At 59.5% G+C, this 21,645-nt stretch carries 17 protein-coding genes and 1 pseudogene; 7 read left to right on the top strand and 11 right to left on the bottom strand.

The annotated features are described in order from the left end of the window. Positions 1-3: 3 nt before the first annotated feature. Both ACQRAX_RS09740 and rlmKL read right to left on the bottom strand, forming a co-directional pair. Entirely contained in the window at positions 4-2,400 is a 2,397-nt protein-coding gene (locus ACQRAX_RS09740; protein ID WP_412037798.1) for a sensor domain-containing diguanylate cyclase, read from the bottom strand. A gap of 105 nt (positions 2,401-2,505) precedes the next feature. Then, a complete protein-coding gene (gene rlmKL, locus ACQRAX_RS09735; RefSeq protein ID WP_412037232.1) occupies positions 2,506-4,707 on the bottom strand; it encodes a bifunctional 23S rRNA (guanine(2069)-N(7))-methyltransferase RlmK/23S rRNA (guanine(2445)-N(2))-methyltransferase RlmL in 2,202 nt (733 codons plus the stop codon). A gap of 540 nt (positions 4,708-5,247) precedes the next feature. Between rlmKL and rmf the strand changes: the two genes are divergently transcribed. Further along, the gene (rmf, locus tag ACQRAX_RS09730; protein WP_010223328.1) at positions 5,248-5,463 is read left to right on the top strand and encodes a ribosome modulation factor; all 216 of its coding nucleotides are present in this window, start codon (positions 5,248-5,250) and stop codon (positions 5,461-5,463) included. A gap of 96 nt (positions 5,464-5,559) precedes the next feature. Here rmf and ACQRAX_RS09725 read toward each other — a convergent pair whose 3' ends face one another. Further along, entirely contained in the window at positions 5,560-6,582 is a 1,023-nt protein-coding gene (locus tag ACQRAX_RS09725) for a quinone-dependent dihydroorotate dehydrogenase (RefSeq protein WP_412037231.1), read from the bottom strand. A 163-nt stretch (positions 6,583-6,745) separates the two neighbouring features. Between ACQRAX_RS09725 and ACQRAX_RS09720 the strand changes: the two are divergent. From ACQRAX_RS09720 to cobA, 5 genes and pseudogenes are all read left to right on the top strand, one after another. Further along, positions 6,746-7,948, top strand: a pseudogene (locus ACQRAX_RS09720) (CmpA/NrtA family ABC transporter substrate-binding protein). 15 nt (positions 7,949-7,963) lie between these two features. After that, on the top strand, positions 7,964-8,539 hold the full coding sequence (locus ACQRAX_RS09715; RefSeq protein WP_412037230.1) for an ANTAR domain-containing response regulator: 576 nt from the start codon (positions 7,964-7,966) through the stop codon (positions 8,537-8,539). 220 nt (positions 8,540-8,759) lie between these two features. After that, positions 8,760-9,971 carry a nitrate/nitrite transporter gene (locus ACQRAX_RS09710; protein ID WP_412037229.1) on the top strand — a complete coding sequence of 404 codons (1,212 nt, stop codon included), beginning with the start codon at positions 8,760-8,762 and terminating at the stop codon, positions 9,969-9,971. Between the two features lie 9 nt (positions 9,972-9,980). Then, positions 9,981-11,651 carry a protein kinase domain-containing protein gene (locus tag ACQRAX_RS09705; RefSeq protein WP_412037228.1) on the top strand — a complete coding sequence of 557 codons (1,671 nt, stop codon included), beginning with the start codon at positions 9,981-9,983 and terminating at the stop codon, positions 11,649-11,651. 28 nt (positions 11,652-11,679) lie between these two features. Continuing rightward, positions 11,680-12,423 carry a uroporphyrinogen-III C-methyltransferase gene (gene cobA / locus ACQRAX_RS09700; protein WP_412037227.1) on the top strand — a complete coding sequence of 248 codons (744 nt, stop codon included), beginning with the start codon at positions 11,680-11,682 and terminating at the stop codon, positions 12,421-12,423. Between the two features lie 57 nt (positions 12,424-12,480). Here cobA and ACQRAX_RS09695 read toward each other — a convergent pair whose 3' ends face one another. From ACQRAX_RS09695 to ppsA, 8 genes are all read right to left on the bottom strand, one after another. Then, positions 12,481-13,515 carry an OmpA family protein gene (locus ACQRAX_RS09695; protein ID WP_412037226.1) on the bottom strand — a complete coding sequence of 345 codons (1,035 nt, stop codon included), beginning with the start codon at positions 13,513-13,515 and terminating at the stop codon, positions 12,481-12,483. Between the two features lie 110 nt (positions 13,516-13,625). Then, a complete protein-coding gene (gene sigX / locus ACQRAX_RS09690; protein ID WP_010223317.1) occupies positions 13,626-14,192 on the bottom strand; it encodes an RNA polymerase sigma factor SigX in 567 nt (188 codons plus the stop codon). A gap of 114 nt (positions 14,193-14,306) precedes the next feature. Continuing rightward, complete coding sequence (locus tag ACQRAX_RS09685; protein ID WP_107022936.1) at positions 14,307-15,131, bottom strand: mechanosensitive ion channel family protein; 825 nt, start codon at positions 15,129-15,131, stop codon at positions 14,307-14,309. A gap of 2 nt (positions 15,132-15,133) precedes the next feature. Next, positions 15,134-15,382 carry a CrfX protein gene (locus ACQRAX_RS09680; protein ID WP_412037225.1) on the bottom strand — a complete coding sequence of 83 codons (249 nt, stop codon included), beginning with the start codon at positions 15,380-15,382 and terminating at the stop codon, positions 15,134-15,136. A gap of 101 nt (positions 15,383-15,483) precedes the next feature. Further along, a complete protein-coding gene (locus tag ACQRAX_RS09675) occupies positions 15,484-16,479 on the bottom strand; it encodes a zinc transporter ZntB (protein ID WP_412037224.1) in 996 nt (331 codons plus the stop codon). A gap of 29 nt (positions 16,480-16,508) precedes the next feature. Then, positions 16,509-16,997, bottom strand: coding sequence for a ribonuclease E activity regulator RraA (gene rraA, locus ACQRAX_RS09670; protein ID WP_412037223.1), 489 nt, complete (start codon positions 16,995-16,997; stop codon positions 16,509-16,511). A gap of 68 nt (positions 16,998-17,065) precedes the next feature. Continuing rightward, positions 17,066-18,082, bottom strand: a complete 1,017-nt coding sequence (locus tag ACQRAX_RS09665; RefSeq protein ID WP_412037222.1) for an alpha/beta fold hydrolase — start codon at positions 18,080-18,082, stop codon at positions 17,066-17,068. 108 nt (positions 18,083-18,190) lie between these two features. Further along, positions 18,191-20,566, bottom strand: coding sequence for a phosphoenolpyruvate synthase (gene ppsA / locus ACQRAX_RS09660; RefSeq protein WP_412037221.1), 2,376 nt, complete (start codon positions 20,564-20,566; stop codon positions 18,191-18,193). A gap of 177 nt (positions 20,567-20,743) precedes the next feature. Here ppsA and ppsR point away from each other — a divergent pair, with 177 nt between their 5' ends. Beyond that, positions 20,744-21,562, top strand: coding sequence for a posphoenolpyruvate synthetase regulatory kinase/phosphorylase PpsR (ppsR, locus tag ACQRAX_RS09655; protein ID WP_412037220.1), 819 nt, complete (start codon positions 20,744-20,746; stop codon positions 21,560-21,562). Positions 21,563-21,645 lie beyond the last annotated feature (83 nt).

Here is a 21,645-nt window from a genome sequence, read left to right as displayed (position 1 = left end):
CGCTCAGGGCAGTTCGGCCTCGACCCGGTCGCGGCCGGCCTGCTTGGCCGCGTAAACGCCGGAGTCGGCGCGTAACAGCAAGGCATCGGCGCCCTCTCCTGGGCGCCAGCTGGCCACGCCAAAACTGGCCGTTACCTGGCCAACGCCCTCCACCAACACGCTGCGCACTCCTTGCCATAATTCCAGGGCCAGGGTATACGCCTGATCGGCGTTGCTACCGGGGCATAACACCATGAACTCTTCGCCGCCCAAACGACAAAACACATCGGTACGCCGCAGGCGCTGACTGATGTGCTGGCACAGGCTGCGCAGCACATGGTCGCCCACGGCATGACCAAACTGATCGTTGATGCGTTTGAAGTGATCAATGTCCAGCATGATCACCGCCAGGCCCTGTTGATCGCGCTGAACCCGCTCAAGCTCGACCTTTAAACGTTCCTGGAAATAGCGCCGGTTGTGGATACCGGTCAGCGAGTCGGTCACCGACAGGGCGCGCAGCTCTTCCTCAACCCGTTTGAGATCGGAGATATCGGTCAGGTAGCCATGCCATAGCGTGCTGCCGTCCTCTTCCGGCTCCGGTGTCGCTTCACCCCGAACCCAACGCTGCCCGGCCAAGGGCAGCAACACTCGGTATTCTTCACGCCAAGGAGTCAGGTGCTCGGCTGAGTAACGAATCGAGGTGCGCACCCGCAGCAGATCATCCGGGTGGATACGCTCAAATACCGCCGTGGCATCCTGGCGCAGCAGCTCGGGTTCAATCTCATAGATTTCCCGCAAGCCCTCACTGGCATAGCTGAAGCACGAACTGCCATCAGGGCGCAGATGAAACTGATAGATGCCGCCAGGCACCTCGGCACTGAGCTTGTCGAGCAAACGATCGCGGGCGGCCAAGGCGTCATGTACACGCTTACGCTCAGTGACATCGATACAGATCGCCAGATGACCGACCCACAAGCCATGCTCATCGAGCACTGCCGTTACCAGCATATTGGCCAGCAGTTGGCTGCCGTCCTTACATTGCAGCGTCCACTCGCCGGCCTCATTGCCACTTTCTGGGACAGTCTGCGCAAACATGGCCTGAGCAGGGCTGACCTCACGCCCGTAGCGGTGGCTCAAGTCACGGGCACGCTGCTGCAGCTCTTTGGGCGAGACCAAGGCCTCAAGGGTCAGGCTGCCCACGGCTTCGGCGCTGGTATAGCCGAGCATGCGCTCGGCACCGGCATTGAAGGTGCTGATGACACCCCGCAGGTTGGTGGCGATGATTGCGACCTGGGTCGCGGCATCCAGTACGCTGCGCAACTGGTTATGGGTATTGCGCAGTGACTGCTCACTGATGCGCAGCTCCCCCGTGCGTTGCTCGACCAGGGTCAAAGCGCGCTGACGTTGACTGAACAGGCTGAACAATAAGGCGCTGAGCATTAGGCTCAGCAGGCCACCGAGAAACACCACCGCATTGACTGCCGAAGAGCGGTTGGCCTGCATGAAAGCTAGGCTGGGGCGGATATCCAACTGATAATCGTGATCTGCCAGGTGCAACAGATGACTCGCGGCCAGCGGCGAAGAAGCACCCTGATTATCCGACTGGAACAGTACCTCGTGCTGGTCATCCGGCCCGGTCAGGTCGCGAATGCGCACCACCAGGTTGTCCTGCGCGCTATTGGGCAGACCCTCGGCCATCAGCTGGCGCATGCTGATCACCGCCATGACATAGCCCCGCGGCTGCGCGGCAGATTCGCCCGGTCTGATTACGGGCGCTGTCATCAGCACCCCACGGGCATAGGCGGGTTCCACATCGGCAAGGTTCAGTGGGGCAGACACAGCCATGCTGCCAGTCGTCGAAGCGCGCTCCAAGGTGTCCTTGCGCAAGGCATGAGAAAGCAGGTCAAAGCCAAGTGGCTGGCGTTGCTCGCTCAATGCCTGGCTAAACAGCACCGGGTAGTACACCAAGCGCAGCGGCGATACACGCAGTTGACCATCATCGCTCAACTGTTGGATGCGATAGGGACGCCCGTGCAGCTGGCTCGCACGTTGCTCGAACGCCTGACGTGCCGGCCCGAGCACCCGTGGTGCCCAGGAGTAAGCCTGGGTCCGGTGCAACAAGGGCTGGGCATAACCGTTGAATTCGTCGAGGGTGATTTCAGTGGCAAACACAAAGAACCGGCGCAGCCCATCCAGACGCTGCACCTGATCCTCGAAGCGTTCTTCGATACGACTGTAGCGCTCGCTGGCCAGCAACTCGAAGCGTTGACGCAACTGTTGCTGATACAACTCATAAGTGGCCAACGCCAGCAACGCGGTCAACAATCCGCCGGCCACCAATGCCACCAGGGCCACCAACCAGGCGGACACTTCTTCGCTGACAAAGCCGAGCATCTTTGGACGAACGCCATGCATCGACATATTGATAACACTCATAACGCCAGCATGCAGCGTTTCCCAGGCCCTACCTCAGTTATAGCCATTAGCCACTAATGAAGCAATCCACGGCCTGGGAGAAGGTTGTTTTCAGCGTGCCTGAATGCGCCATGCCCGATGAATTTTGCTGTTACGGGCAAAGTCCGGGTCCAGGGTCTGGGCGGTAATTTCCTCTACGACATAACGCTCAGCGAGATGCTCATCAAGCTGGAACTTACGGAAGTTGTTGGAGAAGTACAGCACCCCGCCAGGTGCCAGGCGCGCGACCGCCAGGTCAAGCAACTGCACATGGTCACGCTGAACGTCGAACACGCCTTCCATGCGTTTTGAGTTGGAGAACGTCGGCGGATCGATGAAGATCAGCTCGTACTCGTCACGACAGGCTTGTAGCCAGGCCATGACATCACCCTGCTCCAGGCGGTTCTTGTCGGAGAAACCGTTGAGCGACAGGTTGCGCCGCGCCCAGTCCAGATAGGTCCGCGACAGGTCGACGCTGGTGGTGCTGCGTGCGCCGCCTTTGGCCGCGTGAACACTGGCGGTGGCGGTATAGCAGAACAGGTTGAGGAAACGCTTGCCGGCCGCCTCACGCTGAATACGCATGCGCATTGGCCGATGGTCGAGGAACAGACCGGTGTCGAGGTAGTCGGTAAGGTTGACCAGCAACTTGACGCCGCCCTCGCTGACTTCCAGGAACTGCCCTTGAGTGCTTTGGCGCTCGTACTGACGGGTACCGCTCTGACGCTCGCGGCGCTTGACCACCACCCGGCTCTGGTCGATGCCCAGCGCCTGCGGAATTGCTGCCAGGGCATCAAACAAACGCGCCTGAGCCTTCTCCGGGTCTACTGAACGCGGTGCAGCGTACTCCTGAACGTGGACCCAGTCCTGATACAGATCGATGGCCAGGGCGTACTCAGGCATGTCGGCGTCATACAGGCGGTAGCAACTGACCTGTTCGCGCTTGGCCCACTTGCCCAACTGCTTGAGGTTTTTCTGCAGGCGGTTGGCGAACATCTGCCCGCCTTCACTCAAGCGCGCCGGCTCACTGGCAACCGCCGCAGGTGAACGCTGCGCTTCGTTGCCCTGCGCATCACGCTCAGGCTGCCGACGCTCGCCGGTGACGAACTGGTCAGGCTGAACCTTGATCAACAGCAGTTTGCACGGCAGTGCACCGTTCCAGAACGCGTACTGTTTGTGGCTACGAATACCCATGCGCTTGCCCAAATCCGGCGCGCCGGTAAACACCGCCGCCTCCCAGTTCAGGCAAGATTGGCGCAAACGTTCACCGAGGTTCTGGTAGAGGTACAGCAGGCTGGCTTCGTCACCCAGGCGCTCGCCATAAGGTGGGTTGCAGATCACCAGGCCTTTCTGGTTCTGATCAGGGCGCGGCTCGAAACTGCCCACCTCACCCTGGTAGATCTTCACCCAGTCGCTCAAGCCAGCGCGCTCGACGTTGTTGCGCCCCGGCTGGATCAGGCGTGGGTCGGCCTCATAACCGCGAATCCACAGTGGTGGACGGGCAAGACCGGCCTGCGCCCGCGCCTGTGCTTCATCATGCAGTTTGCGCCACAGTGCTGGCACGTGACCCAGCCAGGCGCTGAAACCCCAGCGCTCACGTTTGAGGTTGGGAGCGATGTCGGCCGCGATCATTGCCGCCTCAACCAGGAAGGTGCCGACACCACACATCGGGTCAGCCAAGGCTCCGCCTTCGGCGGCAATACGCGGCCAGCCGGCGCGAATCAGTACTGCGGCGGCGAGGTTTTCCTTGAGCGGCGCAGCGCCTTGCTGCAGGCGATAGCCACGCTGGTGCAGGCTGTGACCGGAGAGATCCAGGGACAGAATCGCTTCGCCGCGATCCAGGCGCAGATGCACGCGCAAATCCGGGTTGAGCTTATCCACAGAGGGACGCTCGCCATCACGGGTACGCAGCTTGTCGACAATGGCGTCCTTGACCTTCAGGGCACCAAAATGGGTGTTATCGATACCCGAACCATGACCGCTGAATTCAACGGCCAGCGAACCACTGGCCTGCAGGTGATCCTGCCATTCGACCTCATTCACGCCATCGTAGAGGTCATCGGCGTTCTTCATGTTGAAGCGCTTAAGCACCAGTAACACGCGGTTGCCAAGACGCGACCACAGGCACAGCCGGTAGGCGGTTTCCATGTCGGCTGAACCACGAATGGCCGAGGTGTGTTCACGCACCTCTTCAAGGCCCAGGCCGCGGGCCTCTTCGGCGAGCAGGCCTTCAAGGCCTTTGGGGCAGGTTAGGTAGAGTTCGAAACGGTCCGACATGAGGTATCCAGTGCTTTGAGCATTTAGTGGAGAGCAAGCGCATTGCCCTGCCGATGTTTAATCGAACACCTTTCCAGCGAGCGTTCGAATGGCACCCTAGGAGTGCCGGGCCACCCAGGCAATCAGACGTATGCCAGGGGCAGAAAAGTCTTTGATCGCTGGGCAGAATGAAAATTTCACGATTTACAGGGTGAAAAATGACCCTTCGTCGTATTGACTGCCTTGTTACAAATTATCACCTAGCAATGGCCAAGTGACCTCAACGCTTGTCAAACCCTGATCATAGCGGGCTTTGCGTCAAACCCTACTCTGACGCATTTATTTACTTATCCTGTGACCCTCAGAAAGGTTACGCCCTTATGACAAAACGATCATTCACACTGTGTCGTGCATTGGTTAGAACTCATCTCAGGTTGTCACCGCAACGGGGCAACACTTTCGCTCGCGACGCCGGCAGCGAGCGCAAACCGGCAGAACGATTCTGCCCGGCCTCCTAGAGGCCGACGGGACATTACAGTCAACAAGTGAGGGCAACACCCTATGAGAAGACTTAAGCGTGATCCGTTGGAACGAGCATTTTCACGTGGCTACCAATATGGGGTCACCGGCAAATCCCGCGAGCTTTGCCCCTTTACTCTACCGTCTGTACGCCAGGCATGGATCAATGGCTGGCGCGAAGGACGCGGCGACAACTGGGACGGTATGACCGGCACTGCGGGTATTCATAGACTCAACGAACTTCACGCCGTTGGCTGAGCGAGGATTTAACTTCGATTAACCATGCACGCCCCATCCGGGCGGCGGGCTACGGCCCAGGGGCCCCTTCAAGGGGCCCTTTTTTATGCCGGTGACTCAGCGCGGCATGGCGGCAATAGCGTCCACAGCCTCGCGAATCAGTGCTGGCCCCTTGTAGATGAACCCCGAATAGATCTGCACCAGGCTGGCGCCAGCGGCAATTTTCTGCGCCGCATGCTTGCCCTCGGTGATGCCACCGGCGGCAATGATTGGCAACTTGCCAGCCAACTCAGTAGCCAGCACCTTGACGATGTGGGTGCTCTTTTCCAGCACCGGCGCGCCCGACAGCCCGCCGGCTTCATCGCCGTACGGAAGACCTTCTACCCCTTCGCGACCCAGCGTGGTATTGGTCGCGATCACCGCGTCCATGCCCGACTCGATCAATGCGCCAGCCACCAGCGCAGTTTCTTCGTCGCTCATGTCCGGCGCGATCTTGATTGCCAGCGGTACGTGTTTGCCATGCTGCACAGCCAGTTGCCCACGGCGTTCGGCCAGGGCATCGAGCAATTGTTTGAGCGAATCGCCGAACTGCAGGCTACGCAGGCCTGGGGTGTTGGGCGAGCTGACGTTGACGGTGATGTAGCTGGCCTGGTTATAGACCTTGTCCAGGCAGATCAGGTAGTCATCCACCGCGCGCTCGACCGGGGTGTCGAAGTTCTTGCCGATGTTGATGCCGAGAATGCCGCGGTATTTCGCCGCCTGCACACGCGTGAGCAAATGATCGACGCCGAGGTTGTTGAAGCCCATGCGGTTGATGATCGCTTCAGCTTGCGGCAGGCGAAACAGGCGTGGCTTGGGATTGCCCGGCTGCGGACGCGGGGTGACCGTGCCGATCTCGACAAAACCGAACCCCAGCTGGGCAAAACCATCGATGGCCGCGCCGTTCTTGTCCAGGCCGGCCGCCAGCCCCACCGGGTTGGCAAACTCCAGGCCCATGACGGTGACTGGCAACGAGGCCGGAGCCTTGGTCAACAGGCCGTTCAGACCCAGGCGGCCACCGGCGCCGATCAGGTCCAGGGACAAGTCATGGGAGGTCTCCGGGGAGAGCTTGAACAGTAGCTGGCGGGCCAGGGTATACATGGGCGGGCTTAGCTCGACGTGAGTGAGGGGGCGATTATATAGGCGGCGTCGTCCGGGGGACAGCGCCGCCTTGGCATATGCGTTGCTTTGTTGAGCCTAGACACCGGCCACGCGAGTGACCCGGCCTGACCTTTGATACAGGCGCGACGCTGTGAACATCGACATCCCCCTCACTCCCCTGGCCTGGGTAAACGGCAGCGATGCCCCGGAAAAGCCCAGCCTGGACATCGGTTTCATGGCCCTGAGCGATTGCGCTTCGGTGGTGGTCGCCGCGACCCAAGGCTTTGCCCAGCCCTACGGCCTGAGCCTGAACCTCAAGCGCCAGAGTTCCTGGGCGGGCTTGCGCGACAAGCTGGTCAGCGGTGAACTGGACGCCGCCCACAGCCCGTACGGGCTGATCTATGCCGTGCACCTGGGCATTGGCGGCACCAGTGCCACTGACATGGCGGTGCTGATGGGGCTGAACCAGAACGCCCAAGGCATCCATCTGTCGATGGCATTGCAGCGTCAAGGCGTGACCCGTCCCGAGGCGCTGAAACGCTATGTGCACCAAAGCAGGACAAAACTGACCTTTGCCCAGACCTTTCCAACTGGCACCCACGCCATGTGGCTGTATTACTGGCTCGCCAGCCAAGGCATCCACCCGCTGCACGACGTCAACAGCGTGGTCGTGCCGCCCGCACAAATGCTCGCGCACCTGCGAGCCGGGCGCATCGACGGTTTTTGTGCCGGTGAGCCCTGGTCGGCGGATGCCGTCGCCCAGGGCCAAGGCTTCACACTCGCCACCAGCCAATCAATCTGGCCTGATCATCCAGAAAAAGTCCTGGGCTGTACCCGCGAGTTTGTCGAGCAATACCCCAATACGGCGAGGGCGTTGATAAAAGCGATCCTGGCTGCCAGCCGTTTCATCGAACAGAGCCCTGAAAACCGTCACAGCACTGCACAGTTGCTCAGTGGCAACGCCTATCTTGATGCGCCCTTGAGCAGCATCGAGCCACGTCTGCTCGGTGACTACCATGACGGCCTGGGCAATCACTGGTACGACCCTCATGGCTTGCGCCTGCACGACCAAGGCCGGGCCAACCTGCCCTACCTGTCTGATGGCATGTGGTTCATGACTCAGTTCCGCCGTTGGGGCCTGCTACGTGAAGATCCCGACTACCTGAGCATGGCGCGCCAGGTGCAACAACTGGCGCTGTACCGCGACGCCGCCAGCGCCATCGGCGTGCCGTGCCCCGAGCACAACATGCGCCGTAGCCAGTTGATCGATGGCCGCTATTGAGATGGCAGCGACCCCGCAGGCTACGCCCGTAGTTTTGCCCTGCACGCGCTGGCCGAAAGGCCTGGCGCCCATGCCCATCGCTGAGAAGGGGACGCCACTATGCTGCGAATCCTGTTGATCGACGATACCGCGAAGAAGGTCGGGCGCTTGAAGTGCGCGCTGGTTGAGGCGGGTTTTGAAGTCATTGAAGCGTCAGGGCTGACCATTGACCTGCCAGCACGCGTCGAAACGGTGCGTCCGGATGTGATTCTGATCGATACCGAGTCACCGGGCCGTGACGTCATGGAGCAAGTGATCCTGGTCAGCCGTGACCGACCGCGTCCGATCGTCATGTTTACTGATGAGCATGACCCGAAAGTGATGCGCCAGGCGATCCAGGCGGGAGTCAGCGCTTATATCGTCGAAGGCATTCATGCCGCCCGACTGCAACCGATCCTCGATGTGGCGATGGTCCGTTTCGAGAGCGATCAGGCGCTCAAGGCTCAACTGCAGGCTCGCGACCAACAGTTGGCCGAGCGTAAGCGCATCGAGCTGGCCAAGGGGCTGCTGATGAAGATGAAGGACTGTAATGAAGAGCAGGCTTATACGTTGATGCGTCGACAAGCCATGAGCAAGCAGCAGAAGCTGGTGCAGGTGGCTGAGCAAATTATTGCTATGAGTGATTTGCTTGGGTAGGACCGATCTCAAACACAAAAAATCTATCGGCATCTTCAATACCCCCAACGCACTCTGGCCCACATCTTGCTGAATCTTTTGCACTGGTAGCCAACGGCGGTTGCCCTTCTCGACAAAGACGTCGCATCCCCCTCGCCACAGCGGGTCGGGAGGCGACGTCTTTTTCGTTTCTGCCCCTTTGTGGGCACGACCTGCAGTGCAATGTTCAACGAGGTGTTCGATGAATACGAGTTTCTGGAAGTCCGGGCATATCCCCACGCTGTTCGCCGCCTTTCTATATTTCGACCTTAGCTTCATGGTCTGGTACCTGCTCGGCCCACTGGCAGTGCAAATCGCCACCGACCTGCAGTTGACCACGCAACAACGCGGCATGATGGTTGCCACGCCAATTCTGGCCGGCGCCATCCTGCGTTTCGTCATGGGGATACTGGTAGATCGCCTGTCACCAAAAACTGCCGGCCTGATTGGCCAGCTGATCGTCATCATCGCCCTGTTCTGCGCCTGGAACCTGGGTATTCACAGCTACGAGCAAGCGTTGCTGCTGGGGGTATTCCTTGGCGTCGCTGGCGCCTCGTTTGCCGTTTCACTGCCACTGGCCTCGCAATGGTATCCCCCCCAGCACCAAGGCAAGGCCATGGGCATTGCCGGCGCCGGCAACTCCGGCACGGTATTCGCCGCGCTGCTGGCGCCGCTGCTGGCCGTCAGCTTTGGCTGGAACAATGTCTTCGGACTTGCCGTTATTCCCCTGATATTGACCCTGGCACTGTTCGCCCTATTGGCGCGCAATGCCCCACAACGCCCCAAACCCAAGGCCGTCGCCGATTACCTCAAAGCACTGGGCGATCGCGACAGTTGGTGGTTCATGTTCTTCTACAGTGTCACCTTTGGCGGTTTCATCGGCCTGGCCAGCGCCCTGCCCGGCTACTTCAACGACCAGTACGGCCTGAGCCCGGTCACGGCCGGCTACTACACCGCCGCCTGCGTCTTCGCTGGCAGCCTGATGCGCCCCTTGGGCGGCGCGCTGGCCGATCGCTTTGGCGGCATTCGTACCTTGCTGGCGATGTACACCGTGGCAGCCATCTGTATTGCTGCAGTCGGGTTCAACCTGCCAAGTTCGGTGGCGGCCCTGGCCCTGTTCGTCAGCGCCATGCTCGGCCTTGGTGCAGGCAATGGCGCCGTGTTCCAACTGGTGCCGCAACGCTTTCGCCAAGAGATCGGAGTAATGACCGGCTTGATCGGCATGGCCGGCGGTATCGGCGGTTTTCTGCTCGCCGCAGGCCTTGGCGCCATCAAGCAGCACAGCGGTGATTACCAATTTGGGCTGTGGCTCTTTGCCAGTCTTGGCGTACTGGCCTGGTTCGGTCTGCACGGCGTCAAGCAACGCTGGCGCACCACCTGGGGCTCGGCGGCAGTGACCGCAGCACGCGTCTGAGACCGGGTCATGAGCCTGCAACTGAGCTTTGCCCACGCCAGCGCTACCGGGCCACGCGAGGAGAACCAGGACGCTTTGCGCCTGGTCACGCCGAACCCGGAACTGGCCGCCAGCAAAGGCTACTTGTTCGCCCTCGCCGACGGCGTCAGCCAATGTGCCGATGGCGGCCTGGCGGCGCGGGCGAGCCTGCAAGCATTGGCCCTGGACTATTACGCCACACCACCCACCTGGGGCGTCGCCCAGGCCCTGGACCGCCTGCTGCTGGCGCAGAACCGCTGGCTGCGCGCCAATGGCGGCGGGCAGCCGTTACTGACCACCTTGAGTGCCCTGGTGCTCCGTGGCCGCCGCTTCACCCTGGCGCATGTCGGCGACTGTCGGGTCTATCGCTGGGCCGCCGGGCAACTGCAACGCATCAGCGAGGATCACGTCTGGGATCAACCGGGCATGCAGCATGTACTAAAGCGTGCCCTGGGCCTTGATCAGCACGTACAGGTCGACTACCTGGAAGGTGACTTGCATGCCGGCGAGTGTTTTGTCCTGCTCAGCGATGGTGTTTGGGCCAGTTTCAGTGAGTCGCAGATCAGGGCGGTGTTGCGTGAACAGCTTGACCTGCAGGATGCGGCGCAGACTCTGGTCAGTTCAGCTCATCACAGTGGCAGCCAGGACAACGCCAGTGCTTTGCTGGTGCGCGTCGAGCGACTGGGTGCCAGTAACCTCGGCGACTCCCTGGCGCAACTGCAGCAATGGCCGTTACCAGTGGCCTTGCGCAACGCTCAAGTGATTGATGGCTGGACCGTTGATGCACCGCTCAGCCACAGCCGCCAGTCGCTGCTTTATCGTGTTCACGACAACCAACAGCAAGCCTGGCTGCTCAAAACCCTGCCGGAACAACGCCAGGATGAACCTGGCGCGCTGCAAAGCCTGCTGCTTGAAGAATGGTTTCTGCGACGGGTTGCCGGACGTTACTTCCCTGAAGTTCACCCGGCTAGCCAACGCCAGCACTTGTACTATTTGATGCGTGAATATCCGGGCCGGACCCTCGCGCAATTGTTCGTCGACGCTGGGCCACTGCCGCTGGCGCAATGGCAATCGTTGGCCCAGCAACTACTGCAGGCAGTGGGCCTGTTGCACCGGCGCAACATCCTCCACCGCGACATCAAACCTGAGAACCTGCACCTGAGCGAAGACGGCCAACTGCGTCTGCTGGATTTCGGTCTGGCCTACTGCCCTGGCCTGTCCGAGGACCGCGCCCACGAGCTGCCGGGCACCCCATCGTTCATTGCCCCGGAAGCCTTCGACGGCGAACCACCAAGTGCCCAGCAAGACCTCTACAGTGTTGGCGTAACGCTGTTCTACTTGCTGACCGGGCACTACCCCTACGGCGAAATCGAAGCCTTTCAACGCCCTCGCTTCAGTCAACCCGTCAGTGCTGGGCGCTATCGCCCCGACGTGCCGCAATGGCTGGAGCACAACCTGTCACTAGCACTGCTCGCCGATCCGCAACAGCGCTTTGAAACCGCCGAGCAGTGGCTGTTGTTGCTCGAACAAGGCGAGCGCCAACAACTAAGCATACGCCCACGTCCGCTGCTCGAACGTGAGCCGCTAAAAGTCTGGCGCGCTCTGGCGCTGCTGTCCTTGTTACTCAACCTAGTTCTGCTGATCTGCCTGCTAAAAGGCTGACAGCGCCCTTGCCGATGAGGAATACCCAATGAATGCGAAAGTCTGGCTGATTGGTGCGGGCCCTGGTGATCCAGAGCTGTTGACACTCAAGGCAGTGCGCGCCCTGGGGGAAGCCGAGGTGGTGCTGATCGATGACCTGGTCAACCTGCAGATCCTCGAACACTGCCCTCAGGCGCGAGTGATCGCCGTAGGCAAACGCGGAGGTTGTCGCTCCACCCCGCAAGCGTTCATCCAGCGCCTGATGCTGCGCTATGCGCGTCAGGGCCGCTGTGTGGCCAGACTCAAGGGAGGTGATCCGTGCATCTTTGGTCGTGGCGGGGAAGAAGCCACGTGGCTGCAGGCCCATGGTGTCGAGGCGGAATTGGTTAATGGCATCACTGCGGGCCTTGCCGGGGCGAGCCAATGTGGGATTTCCCTGACCTTGCGCGGCGTCAGCCGCGGCGTAACCCTGGTCACCGCACACACTCAGGATGATAGCCCGCTGAACTGGCAGGGGCTCGCGCAAGGCGGTACCACCCTTGTGGTGTATATGGGCGTGAGTAAACTCGCCGAAGTCCAGCAGGGGCTGCTGGCGGGCGGCCTGGCGGCCAATACGCCGGTGGCGATGATAGAGAACGCTTCCCTACCCCAGCAACGTGAACAACGCAGCTCGCTAAGGCAACTGTGCGAAGACGCTGAGCGTTTCAAACTCTGCAGTCCGGCCGTTCTGGTGATTGGCCAAGTGGCTGCCCAAGGCGCCGCAGCCAGCGCTCTACTGCAGATACCCGCCTGAATCGCAGGCAAAGAAAAGCCCGGCCTAAGCCGGGCTTTTCTGTGAAGCGCTTACCAATTACTTGGCTTGAGCTTCTACTTGTGCTTCTACGCGACGGTTAACAGCGCGACCAGCGTCGGTGGCGTTGTCAGCAACCGGACGGGTTTCACCGTAACCAACCGACTCAACGCGAGTCGACTCAACACCGTACTCGTTGGTCAGAACCTGCTTAACGGCGTTTGCACGACGCTCAGACAGCTTCTGGTTGTAAGCGTCAGGACCGACGGAGTCAGTGTGACCTTCAACAGTGGTGGTGGTCTGTGGGTACTGCTTCATGAAGTCAGCCAGGTTTTTGATGTCACCGTAGCTGTTCTGCTTGACGACCGACTTGTCGAAGTCGAACTTGACGTCCAGCTCAACACGTACGACTTCAGCAACAGCTGGGCAGCCGTCAGCGTCAACGGTAACGTTGGCTGGGGTGTCAGGGCACTTGTCGACGTTGTCGCAAACGCCGTCGTTGTCGCTGTCGGAGCAAACTTCAGCAACTGGAGCAGGAGCAGGAGCTGCGCCACCGCTACCACCGAAGTTCAGACCCAGACCGAGGGTTGGACCCCACTCGGTGTTGCCGTTGTCGATGTTGTACATGGCTTCAACGCCAGCACGGGCGAAGAACATGTCGGTGATGTACCACTTGGCACCCGCGCCAACGTTGGCGAAGGTGGAGTGGTCACGGCCGTTGTTGAAGCTCTGGCCGATGCTCTCGTGAGCGAAACCAGCGGAAACGTAAGGACGTACTGCATCGCCTACGGTGCCGAGGTGGTAGGTAGCGTCGAGCTTGGCTTTGGAACCTTTGATGTCCTTGTTGAAGACATCGCCACGAACGTTGTGAGTTTCGTTGTAGCCCAGATCCAGCGACAGGTCGTCGGTCAGGAAGTAACCGAGGCGAACACCTGGGTTGGTGCCGTCATTCTGAAAATTGCGCTCGCTATCGTAGTACTGCTTGGTAACGTTACCTTCGATCTCAACCGCGCCTTGGCCTTGTGCCAGAGCGCCGAGCGAAGTTACGGCTACAAGAGAACCAATGGCCAAGCCCAAGGTGTTTTTCAATTTCATCCGTTAAATCCCCATCTGGTGATAGTTAAGCAGTCCCACCAACATCCGGGGGACAACTCGACGACAAGTCTAGCAGAACTTGCCGGTACGTTAGAGATATTTGCGCACCACTAAGTTTCAGTAAGGCCCGCAAATTTCTCGCGTAGCTTGTCTAGCGCACGTTTGTACCGCATTTTCGTTGCGCTAAGGCCCATATGCATGATATCGGCGATTTCCTGAAATTCCAGTTCTGCGACAAATCGTAGCACCAGAATTTCCCGATCAATCGGATTTACATGCACTAGCCATTTATCTAGCCCACCCTTCTCTTCAGGTTTCGGTGCCTTCTCTTCCGAGGCCTCCTCGAGTGGATCCAAACTCAAGGCATCCATCAGTCGACGCTTGCGCCGCTCCTTGCGGTACTGGGTGATGCATTCGTTATAGGTGATGCTGTAGAGCCAAGTCTTGAACTTCGATTTGCCCTCGAAGTTCTTCAGGCCATAGAGCACCTTGAGCATCACCTCCTGACAGACATCGTCAGCATCCCGATCGTTCCCCAAGTAACGTGCACAGACGTTAAAAAGAGTCCGCTGGTAGCGCCGCATGAGCTCTTCATACGCGCGAGTAACATGAAACAGCTCCTCATGCGAACGCGCCACCAACTCCTCATCAGTGAGCTCGCGGGGGTCGTAACGCATGGGCAGCGAGTGAACTTTATTCAAAACGAATCTGGCCGACAGTCAGGTCAATGTCGCCGCTTACCCCTGCCTGGGGTAATTTTGCGGCGGCATACATTAGCAGGATTTACCCGGTTAGCGGCTATTGACTCGCTGCTCGAGAAGAATCCGGTTAGACAACGAGACCAACTCGCCGTCGTCGGTCAGCAGGGTCGTCTTGACCGTACCGATCTCTTCAATCTGCCCCTCAACCTCTCCAACCTGCACATGTTGGCCTACTTGATAGAGTTCACGGACATAAATTCCAGCCAAAATCTGCCCGGCAATTTCACGACTGCCCAGGCCCATCGCCAACGCAACAGCCAGACCAACGGTAATCAATCCGATGACAATCACATGGTTGAGCAGGTCGGTCTTGACTTCAAGCTGGCTGATTGCCACTGAAATACTGATGATAATGACCAGGCCCTGGGCAATACGTCCGACGCCAGCTGCGTACTCAAGGCCAATGCCTTCGGCAGCGCCACGCACCAGGCCGTTGACCAACTGTGCCAGTAGTACACCGGCCAACAGCACCAAGGCCGCACCAAACACTTTGGGCAGATACAGAGCGAGCATGTCGAGCGTAGCCGAAACTCGCTCAAGGCCCAGAGATTCAGCGGCCGAAACGAGGAAAATCAACAACACGAACCAGTAGACAATCTTGCCAATCAAGGTCGAGATCGGCACCTGGATACCAACCCGGTCGAGCATCTTGGTCAAGCCGGTGCCGCCCATCAGGCGGTCTAGCCCGAGCTTGGCCAGCAACTTGGAGAGCAAGGTGTCGAGCAACTTGGCCACGACAAAACCGAGCAGCACAACAACCAGGGCGCCAAACAAATTAGGGATGAAGTTCGCCACTTTGGTCCACAACGCGGTCATCGCGGTGAGTAAGCTCTGAGTCCAGAGATTAAGTTCCATAGTCAATCGGCCTTATCAGCTTTACGGGCGGTAGCGTTACGGCGGACCGGCGCAACATGCGCCGAGCCGTTGTTAACGGCAATCATCAACGCCTGGCTCCAGCGGCCAAGCAGGCTGAACAGATCGCCCGCACCAACCTGACGGTTGGCGGTTTTCAGGACGCGCCCAAGGCAAGCATCATCGTCGCGGTCGTGGCCGGACGGCGAAGACTTGAGCAGGTCTCGCAGGGATTCTTCAAACGGATCGTGCATGGGCACCTCGCGCAATATCTGTTAAAGACGAGGCGCTCGCAAGGCGGGTCACATGAACCAGGCGGACAGTTCGTGACTGAATGTTCACAGAATGCACCGAATCACACCCACCGCAGGCGGCGAAACAGCCACCATTGCCCCAGCGCCAACCCCAGCACCAGCAAACTGGCGAAGAGGAAGCCATAAGGGCTTTCAGCACCGGGAATTCCACCAACGTTGATACCCAACAGCCCGGTGACGAAGCTCATAGGCAGAAAAATGCAGGTAATGATGCCAAAGCGGTACATGGTCCGGTTCATTCGCTCGGCACGCCGGCGGTCTTCACTCTCCAACACCAGCGCAGCCCGCTCACGAGTCAGTTCCAGCTCTTCGAGGTAGCGGGTCAGGCTGTTGTTGAGCTCATTCCAGTAGTCGGCATCATCGGCGGCGAACCAGGTCCATTTGTTGCGCGCCAGCTGTGCATAGATTTCCCGCTGCGGGTTGAGAAAACGTCGCAACCCGGCAGCACGGCGGCGAATTTGCTGGAGACTGCCCTGATCCGGAGCATAGCGTTTGTCCGCTTCGAGCTTCTCTTCCTCCAGATCGACCACCTCTGAAAGGTCGCTAATCAGCGCCTGGACTTTTTCGGTCAGCAACTGCGCCATGGTCAACAGCAGCTCGGAGGCGGTTTTTGGCCCGCGCCCATCAGTCAGTTGCTGGAGCAGCTCATCACTGGCGCGCAATGGCCGCAAGCGCAGCGAAATCACACGCTGAGCCTGGGCGAAGATGCGCACCGAGACCATGTCTTCGGGCTCGGCACCTGGGTTGAGGTTGACCCCACGCAGGAACAGCAGCATCTGCGCATCCGCCAGCGGCAACAGCCGTGGCCGGGTATTTTCCTCAAGCAGCAGGTCGCAGGCGAACTCGTTCAAGCCGCTGTCGTGGCGCAACCAGGTACGGGTTTGCGGGTGACTGCGATCCCAATGCAGCCACAGGCTTTCCTGTGGCTGCAGCTCAAGGGCGTCCAGTTCAGTTCGAGCGATCGAACGCGCACCGCCGTTTCCATCCAGCACCAGGGCATGCACAAGACCCCACTGCGCGTTTTCTTCCTCGAACATCCCTACTCCACCCAACGGCTTACAGCGGCTTATTCAGGCATTTTCAACGGACTTGGCGAGACAATCACGCCATTGTTGTCAGCGTAAACGTATTCACCGGGGCGAAAGGTCACGCCGGCAAAATTCACCACCACATTGAGATCGCCGATTCCACGCTTGTCGGTTTTCATCGGATGACTGGCCAGTGCTTGCACGCCGACGTCGGTTTGCGCCAGGACATCGACATCGCGCACGCAACCGTAGATCACCAGGCCTTCCCAGTGATTCTTCGCGGCTTTTTCGGCGAGCATATCGCCTAGCAGCGCCCGACGCAGCGAGCCGCCGCCATCGACCACCAGCACTTTGCCTTTGCCATCAAGCTCGACCTGCTCCTTGACCAGCGAGTTGTCCTCAAAGCACTTGATGGTGACGATCTCACCACCGAAGGAATCGCGGCCACCGAAGTTACTGAACATCGGCTCCAGCACCTGCACCAGCTCCGGGTAGGCGTCGCACAAATCGGGGGTGAGATATTGCATGGGAAACTCCTGTCAATTGCCAAGACAATGGGATGTCACAGTTTCAATCAGTTAACGAGGCCCAGCGGTCAAGCTTTAGGCTCAAGGCTACACGTCGGCGCCGATCCGGTCACCTGTTGCGCAGCGTCTTCGCTCACAGCCGCCAATGGGTTAAGCAGCCAGCGTTCGACCAGCGGCCAGACCTGCGTCTGCGCCGGCTTGCTGACCAGCATATCGACGTGACCAAAGTTGTCGAAACCCTGTTCACGCCCCAAACGAACAAATTGCTTATGTTGGCTGCCCAACTGATCGAAGAGCTTGCGGCAGGCCCACACTGGGTCTTGATGATCGCCGGCGCCTGCCACTGCCAACACGGGTAGGTCAACCGCGGCCAAGCCGGCCCACCAGTCTGCATCCTTGTCGCCGAAACGGCCGAACAGACCAAACCAGCGCATGCTTTCCAGCGCCAAGCCGATCGGTTCATCCTCCGGGCCACGCTTGAGCCGCGCCCCGGAAATTTGCCCGAAGCGCTTGAGCAACAGACGCCCGCCCCACTCCACTGGCGGCAACTTCAACGGCCAATAGGTACGACTGACCTGGGTACCGAAGAACGCCGCACTGGCGACCTGTTCAGCCCCCAGATACTTTCCGCCGAGCGCGGCCGCCAGGGTGGTACCGCCCAGAGAGTGGCCCAGCCAGTGCGCGGCGCGGCCACACTGCTCGCTGACAAAGGCGGCGATGACCGGCAAATCGTAACGGGCATAGTCGGCGACACGGTTATGGCGATAAGCGTGATTGCGCGGTGACAGGCCATGACCGCGCATTTCCGGAATCCACACATCAAAACCGGCACGTGCCAAGTACGCCCCGAGGCCAATACCCCGAGGTGAATACCAGAAACGTCGATTGGAAAAACTGCCATGCAGCAAAATCACCGGGGCGCCACGCACCTCGGTCTGATCAGCCATACCCAAACGGGTCACTGCCAGTTCAACAGTGGGGTCTGGGCTGTTTGCGGCCTTGATCCGGTAGACATCTTCGCTCAGGTCACCCCGGCGTTCGGCGCTGAGCAAGGCCACGGGAAATAGAGTGCTGCTGCTTTGCATAGGTTTCTTGCACGAAAAAGGGCGGGATCCATCACTGGAACACGCCCTGGAATACGGTCGAAACCTTCACCGGCCAAAAAGGCCAGGTGAAGGCTCCGGTTCAACGCATCAGTTCGCTGCCTGACCTTCGGCCAGGAAGAACCAGGTCTCGAGTACCGAGTCCGGGTTCAGCGAAACGCTTTCAATACCCTGTTCCATCAGCCACTTGGCCAGGTCTGGGTGGTCGGATGGCCCCTGACCGCAGATGCCGATGTACTTGCCAGCCTTGTTACAGGCCTGGATGGCATTGGCCAGCAGCTTCTTCACCGCCGGGTTACGCTCATCGAACAGGTGCGCAATGATCCCCGAGTCACGGTCCAGGCCCAGGGTCAACTGCGTCAGGTCGTTGGAACCGATGGAGAAGCCGTCGAAGTACTCGAGGAACTCTTCGGCAAGGATGGCGTTGGATGGCAGCTCGCACATCATGATCACGCGCAGGCCGTTGTCACCACGGGCCAGGCCATTTTCGGCAAGCAGGTCGACAACCTGACTGGCTTCGCCCAGGGTGCGCACGAACGGCACCATGATCTCGACGTTGGTCAGCCCCATTTCGTTGCGCACGCGCTTGAGGGCACGGCACTCCAGCTCGAAGCAGTCACGGAAGGCTTCACTGATGTAGCGCGAGGCACCACGGAAGCCCAGCATCGGGTTTTCTTCTTCCGGCTCGTAGAGCTTGCCGCCGATCAGGTTGGCATACTCGTTGGACTTGAAGTCCGACAGGCGCACGATGACCTTCTTCGGCCAGAACGCCGCCGCCAAGGTGCTGATACCCTCGACCAGTTTCTCGACATAGAAGCCGACCGGGTCGTTGTAACCGGCGATGCGCTTATCGACGCTTTCTTTGAGCTCAGGCGGCAAGCCAGCGTAGTTCAGCAACGCCTTGGGGTGCACACCGATCATGCGGTTGATGATGAACTCCAGACGCGCCAGGCCGACACCGGCGTTGGGCAACTGGGCAAAATCGAACGCACGGTCCGGGTTGCCAACGTTCATCATGATCTTGAATGGCAGATCAGGCATGGCATCGACAGAGTTCTGGCGCACATCAAAGCCCAGCTCGCCCTCGAAGATAAAGCCGGTATCGCCTTCGGCGCAGGAAACGGTCACGCCCTGACCATCCTTGAGCAGTTGGGTGGCGTTGCCGCAACCGACGACTGCCGGAATACCCAGTTCACGGGCAATGATCGCCGCGTGACAGGTACGCCCGCCACGGTTGGTGACAATAGCGCTGGCGCGCTTCATTACCGGTTCCCAGTCCGGGTCGGTCATGTCCGAGACCAGCACGTCACCCGGCTGGACCTTGTCCATTTCCGAGACGTCCTTGATGATCCGTACCTTGCCAGCGCCGATGCGCTGGCCAATGGCACGACCTTCAACCAGAACGGTGCCGGTTTCCTTGAGCAGGTAGCGCTCCATGACATTGGCCTGGGCGCGGCTTTTCACGGTTTCAGGGCGGGCCTGAACGATGTACAGCTTACCGTCGTCACCATCTTTGGCCCATTCGATGTCCATCGGGCACTTATAGTGCTTCTCGATGATCATCGCCTGCTTGGCCAGCTCGCTGACTTCAGCGTCGCTCAGGCAGAAACGGGTGCGATCGGCCTTGTCGACATCAACGGTCTTGACCGAGCGACCGGCCTTGGCTTCTTCGCCGTAGATCATCTTGATTGCTTTGCTGCCCAGGTTGCGGCGCAGGATGGCCGGACGACCGGCTTCCAGCGTGCCCTTGTGGACATAGAACTCGTCCGGGTTGACCGCACCTTGCACCACGGTTTCGCCCAGGCCATAGGCGCCGGTGATGAACACCACATCGCGGAAGCCCGATTCGGTGTCGAGGGTGAACATTACCCCGGCGGTGCCGGTTTCCGAGCGCACCATACGCTGTACACCGGCCGACAAGGCGACCAGCTTATGGTCAAAGCCCTGGTGCACACGGTAGGAAATGGCGCGGTCGTTAAACAGCGAGGCGAATACTTCCTTGGCGGCGCGAATAACGTTTTCGACGCCACGAATGTTCAGGAAGGTTTCCTGCTGACCGGCGAACGAGGCGTCTGGCAGGTCTTCGGCGGTGGCCGAAGAACGCACGGCAACGGCCATGTTCGGGTTGCCCTGGGACATTTCGGCAAAGGCGGTGCGAATTTCGCTGTTCAGCCGCTCCGGGAACTCGGCTTCCATGATCCATTGGCGGATTTGCGCGCCGGTCCTGGCCAGGGCATTGACGTCATCGACATCCAGCGCGTCCAGCGCGGCGTGGATCTGGGCGTTCAGCCCGCTCTGCTCGAGAAAATCACGGTACGCCTGAGCCGTAGTGGCAAAGCCGCCGGGAACCGACACACCGGCACCCGCGAGGTTACTGATCATCTCGCCGAGGGATGCGTTCTTGCCCCCCACATGCTCCACATCATGGACGCCGAGCTTATCGAGGGAAACTACGTACTCTACCAAGGTGATCTCTCCACTAACTGTGTTGGAAAAGCTCAGGACGCCCGCCTGCCAGCTCTGGCTTGGCCGGGCGCTTGTGGCCTGGACCCGGAAAATAAGTGAGAATGCCGACGAACCGCGTTCGGCAAACCGAACCTATCATAAACAAGATTCGTCACCAGCTTAAGGCCCAAGGCGCAAATGAAACGATCTGCTTTCTTTATCTCCGATGGCACCGGCATCACAGCCGAGACGCTGGGACAAAGTCTTCTCGCGCAATTCGATACCATTCCATTCAATAAATTCACACGTCCGTACATCGACAGCGTGGAAAAAGCGCAGGTCATGGTACAACAAATCAACAGCGCCGCAGAAAAGGACGGTGTCCGTCCGATCATCTTCGACACCATCGTAAACCAGGATATCCGTGAGGTCCTGGCCACTTCCAATGGTTTCATGATCGACATTTTCTCGACGTTCCTGGCGCCGTTGGAGCAGGAGTTGACCGCGCACTCGTCGTATTCGGTGGGCAAGTCCCACTCCATCGGCGGCAACTCCAACTACATGGAGCGCATCGAGGCGGTCAACTTCGCCCTGGACAACGACGACGGTGCGCGCACCCACTACTACGACAAGGCTGACCTGATCCTGGTCGGCGTGTCACGCTGCGGCAAGACCCCGACCTGTCTGTACATGGCCATGCAATTCGGCATCCGTGCGGCCAACTACCCGCTGACCGAAGACGACATGGAGCGTCTGCAACTGCCGTCGGTGTTGAAAAAATACCATCACAAGCTGTTCGGCCTGACCATTGACCCGGACCGCCTGACGGCGATTCGCCACGAGCGCAAGCCCAACAGCCGTTATTCCAGCTTTGCTCAGTGCGAGTTTGAAGTTCGCGAGGTGGAGAACCTGTTCCGGCGCGAGAACATTGCCAACATCAACTCCACTCATTTCTCGGTGGAAGAGATTGCGGCGAAGATTCTGGTGGAAAAAGGTGTAGAACGCAGGTTCAAGTAGACACTTCCGCTTGTGTCTATGGCCGGAAGTAAACTCTAGGGTGAGAGAGATGGATGGCAAGCTGTGAGTCCGCGGTGCTTAAA

This window comes from Pseudomonas sp. UM16 (assembly GCF_050312595.1).
In the GTDB taxonomy this organism is placed as follows: Bacteria; Pseudomonadota; Gammaproteobacteria; order Pseudomonadales; family Pseudomonadaceae; genus Aquipseudomonas.
This window is presented reverse-complemented; position numbering and strand designations above follow the sequence as displayed.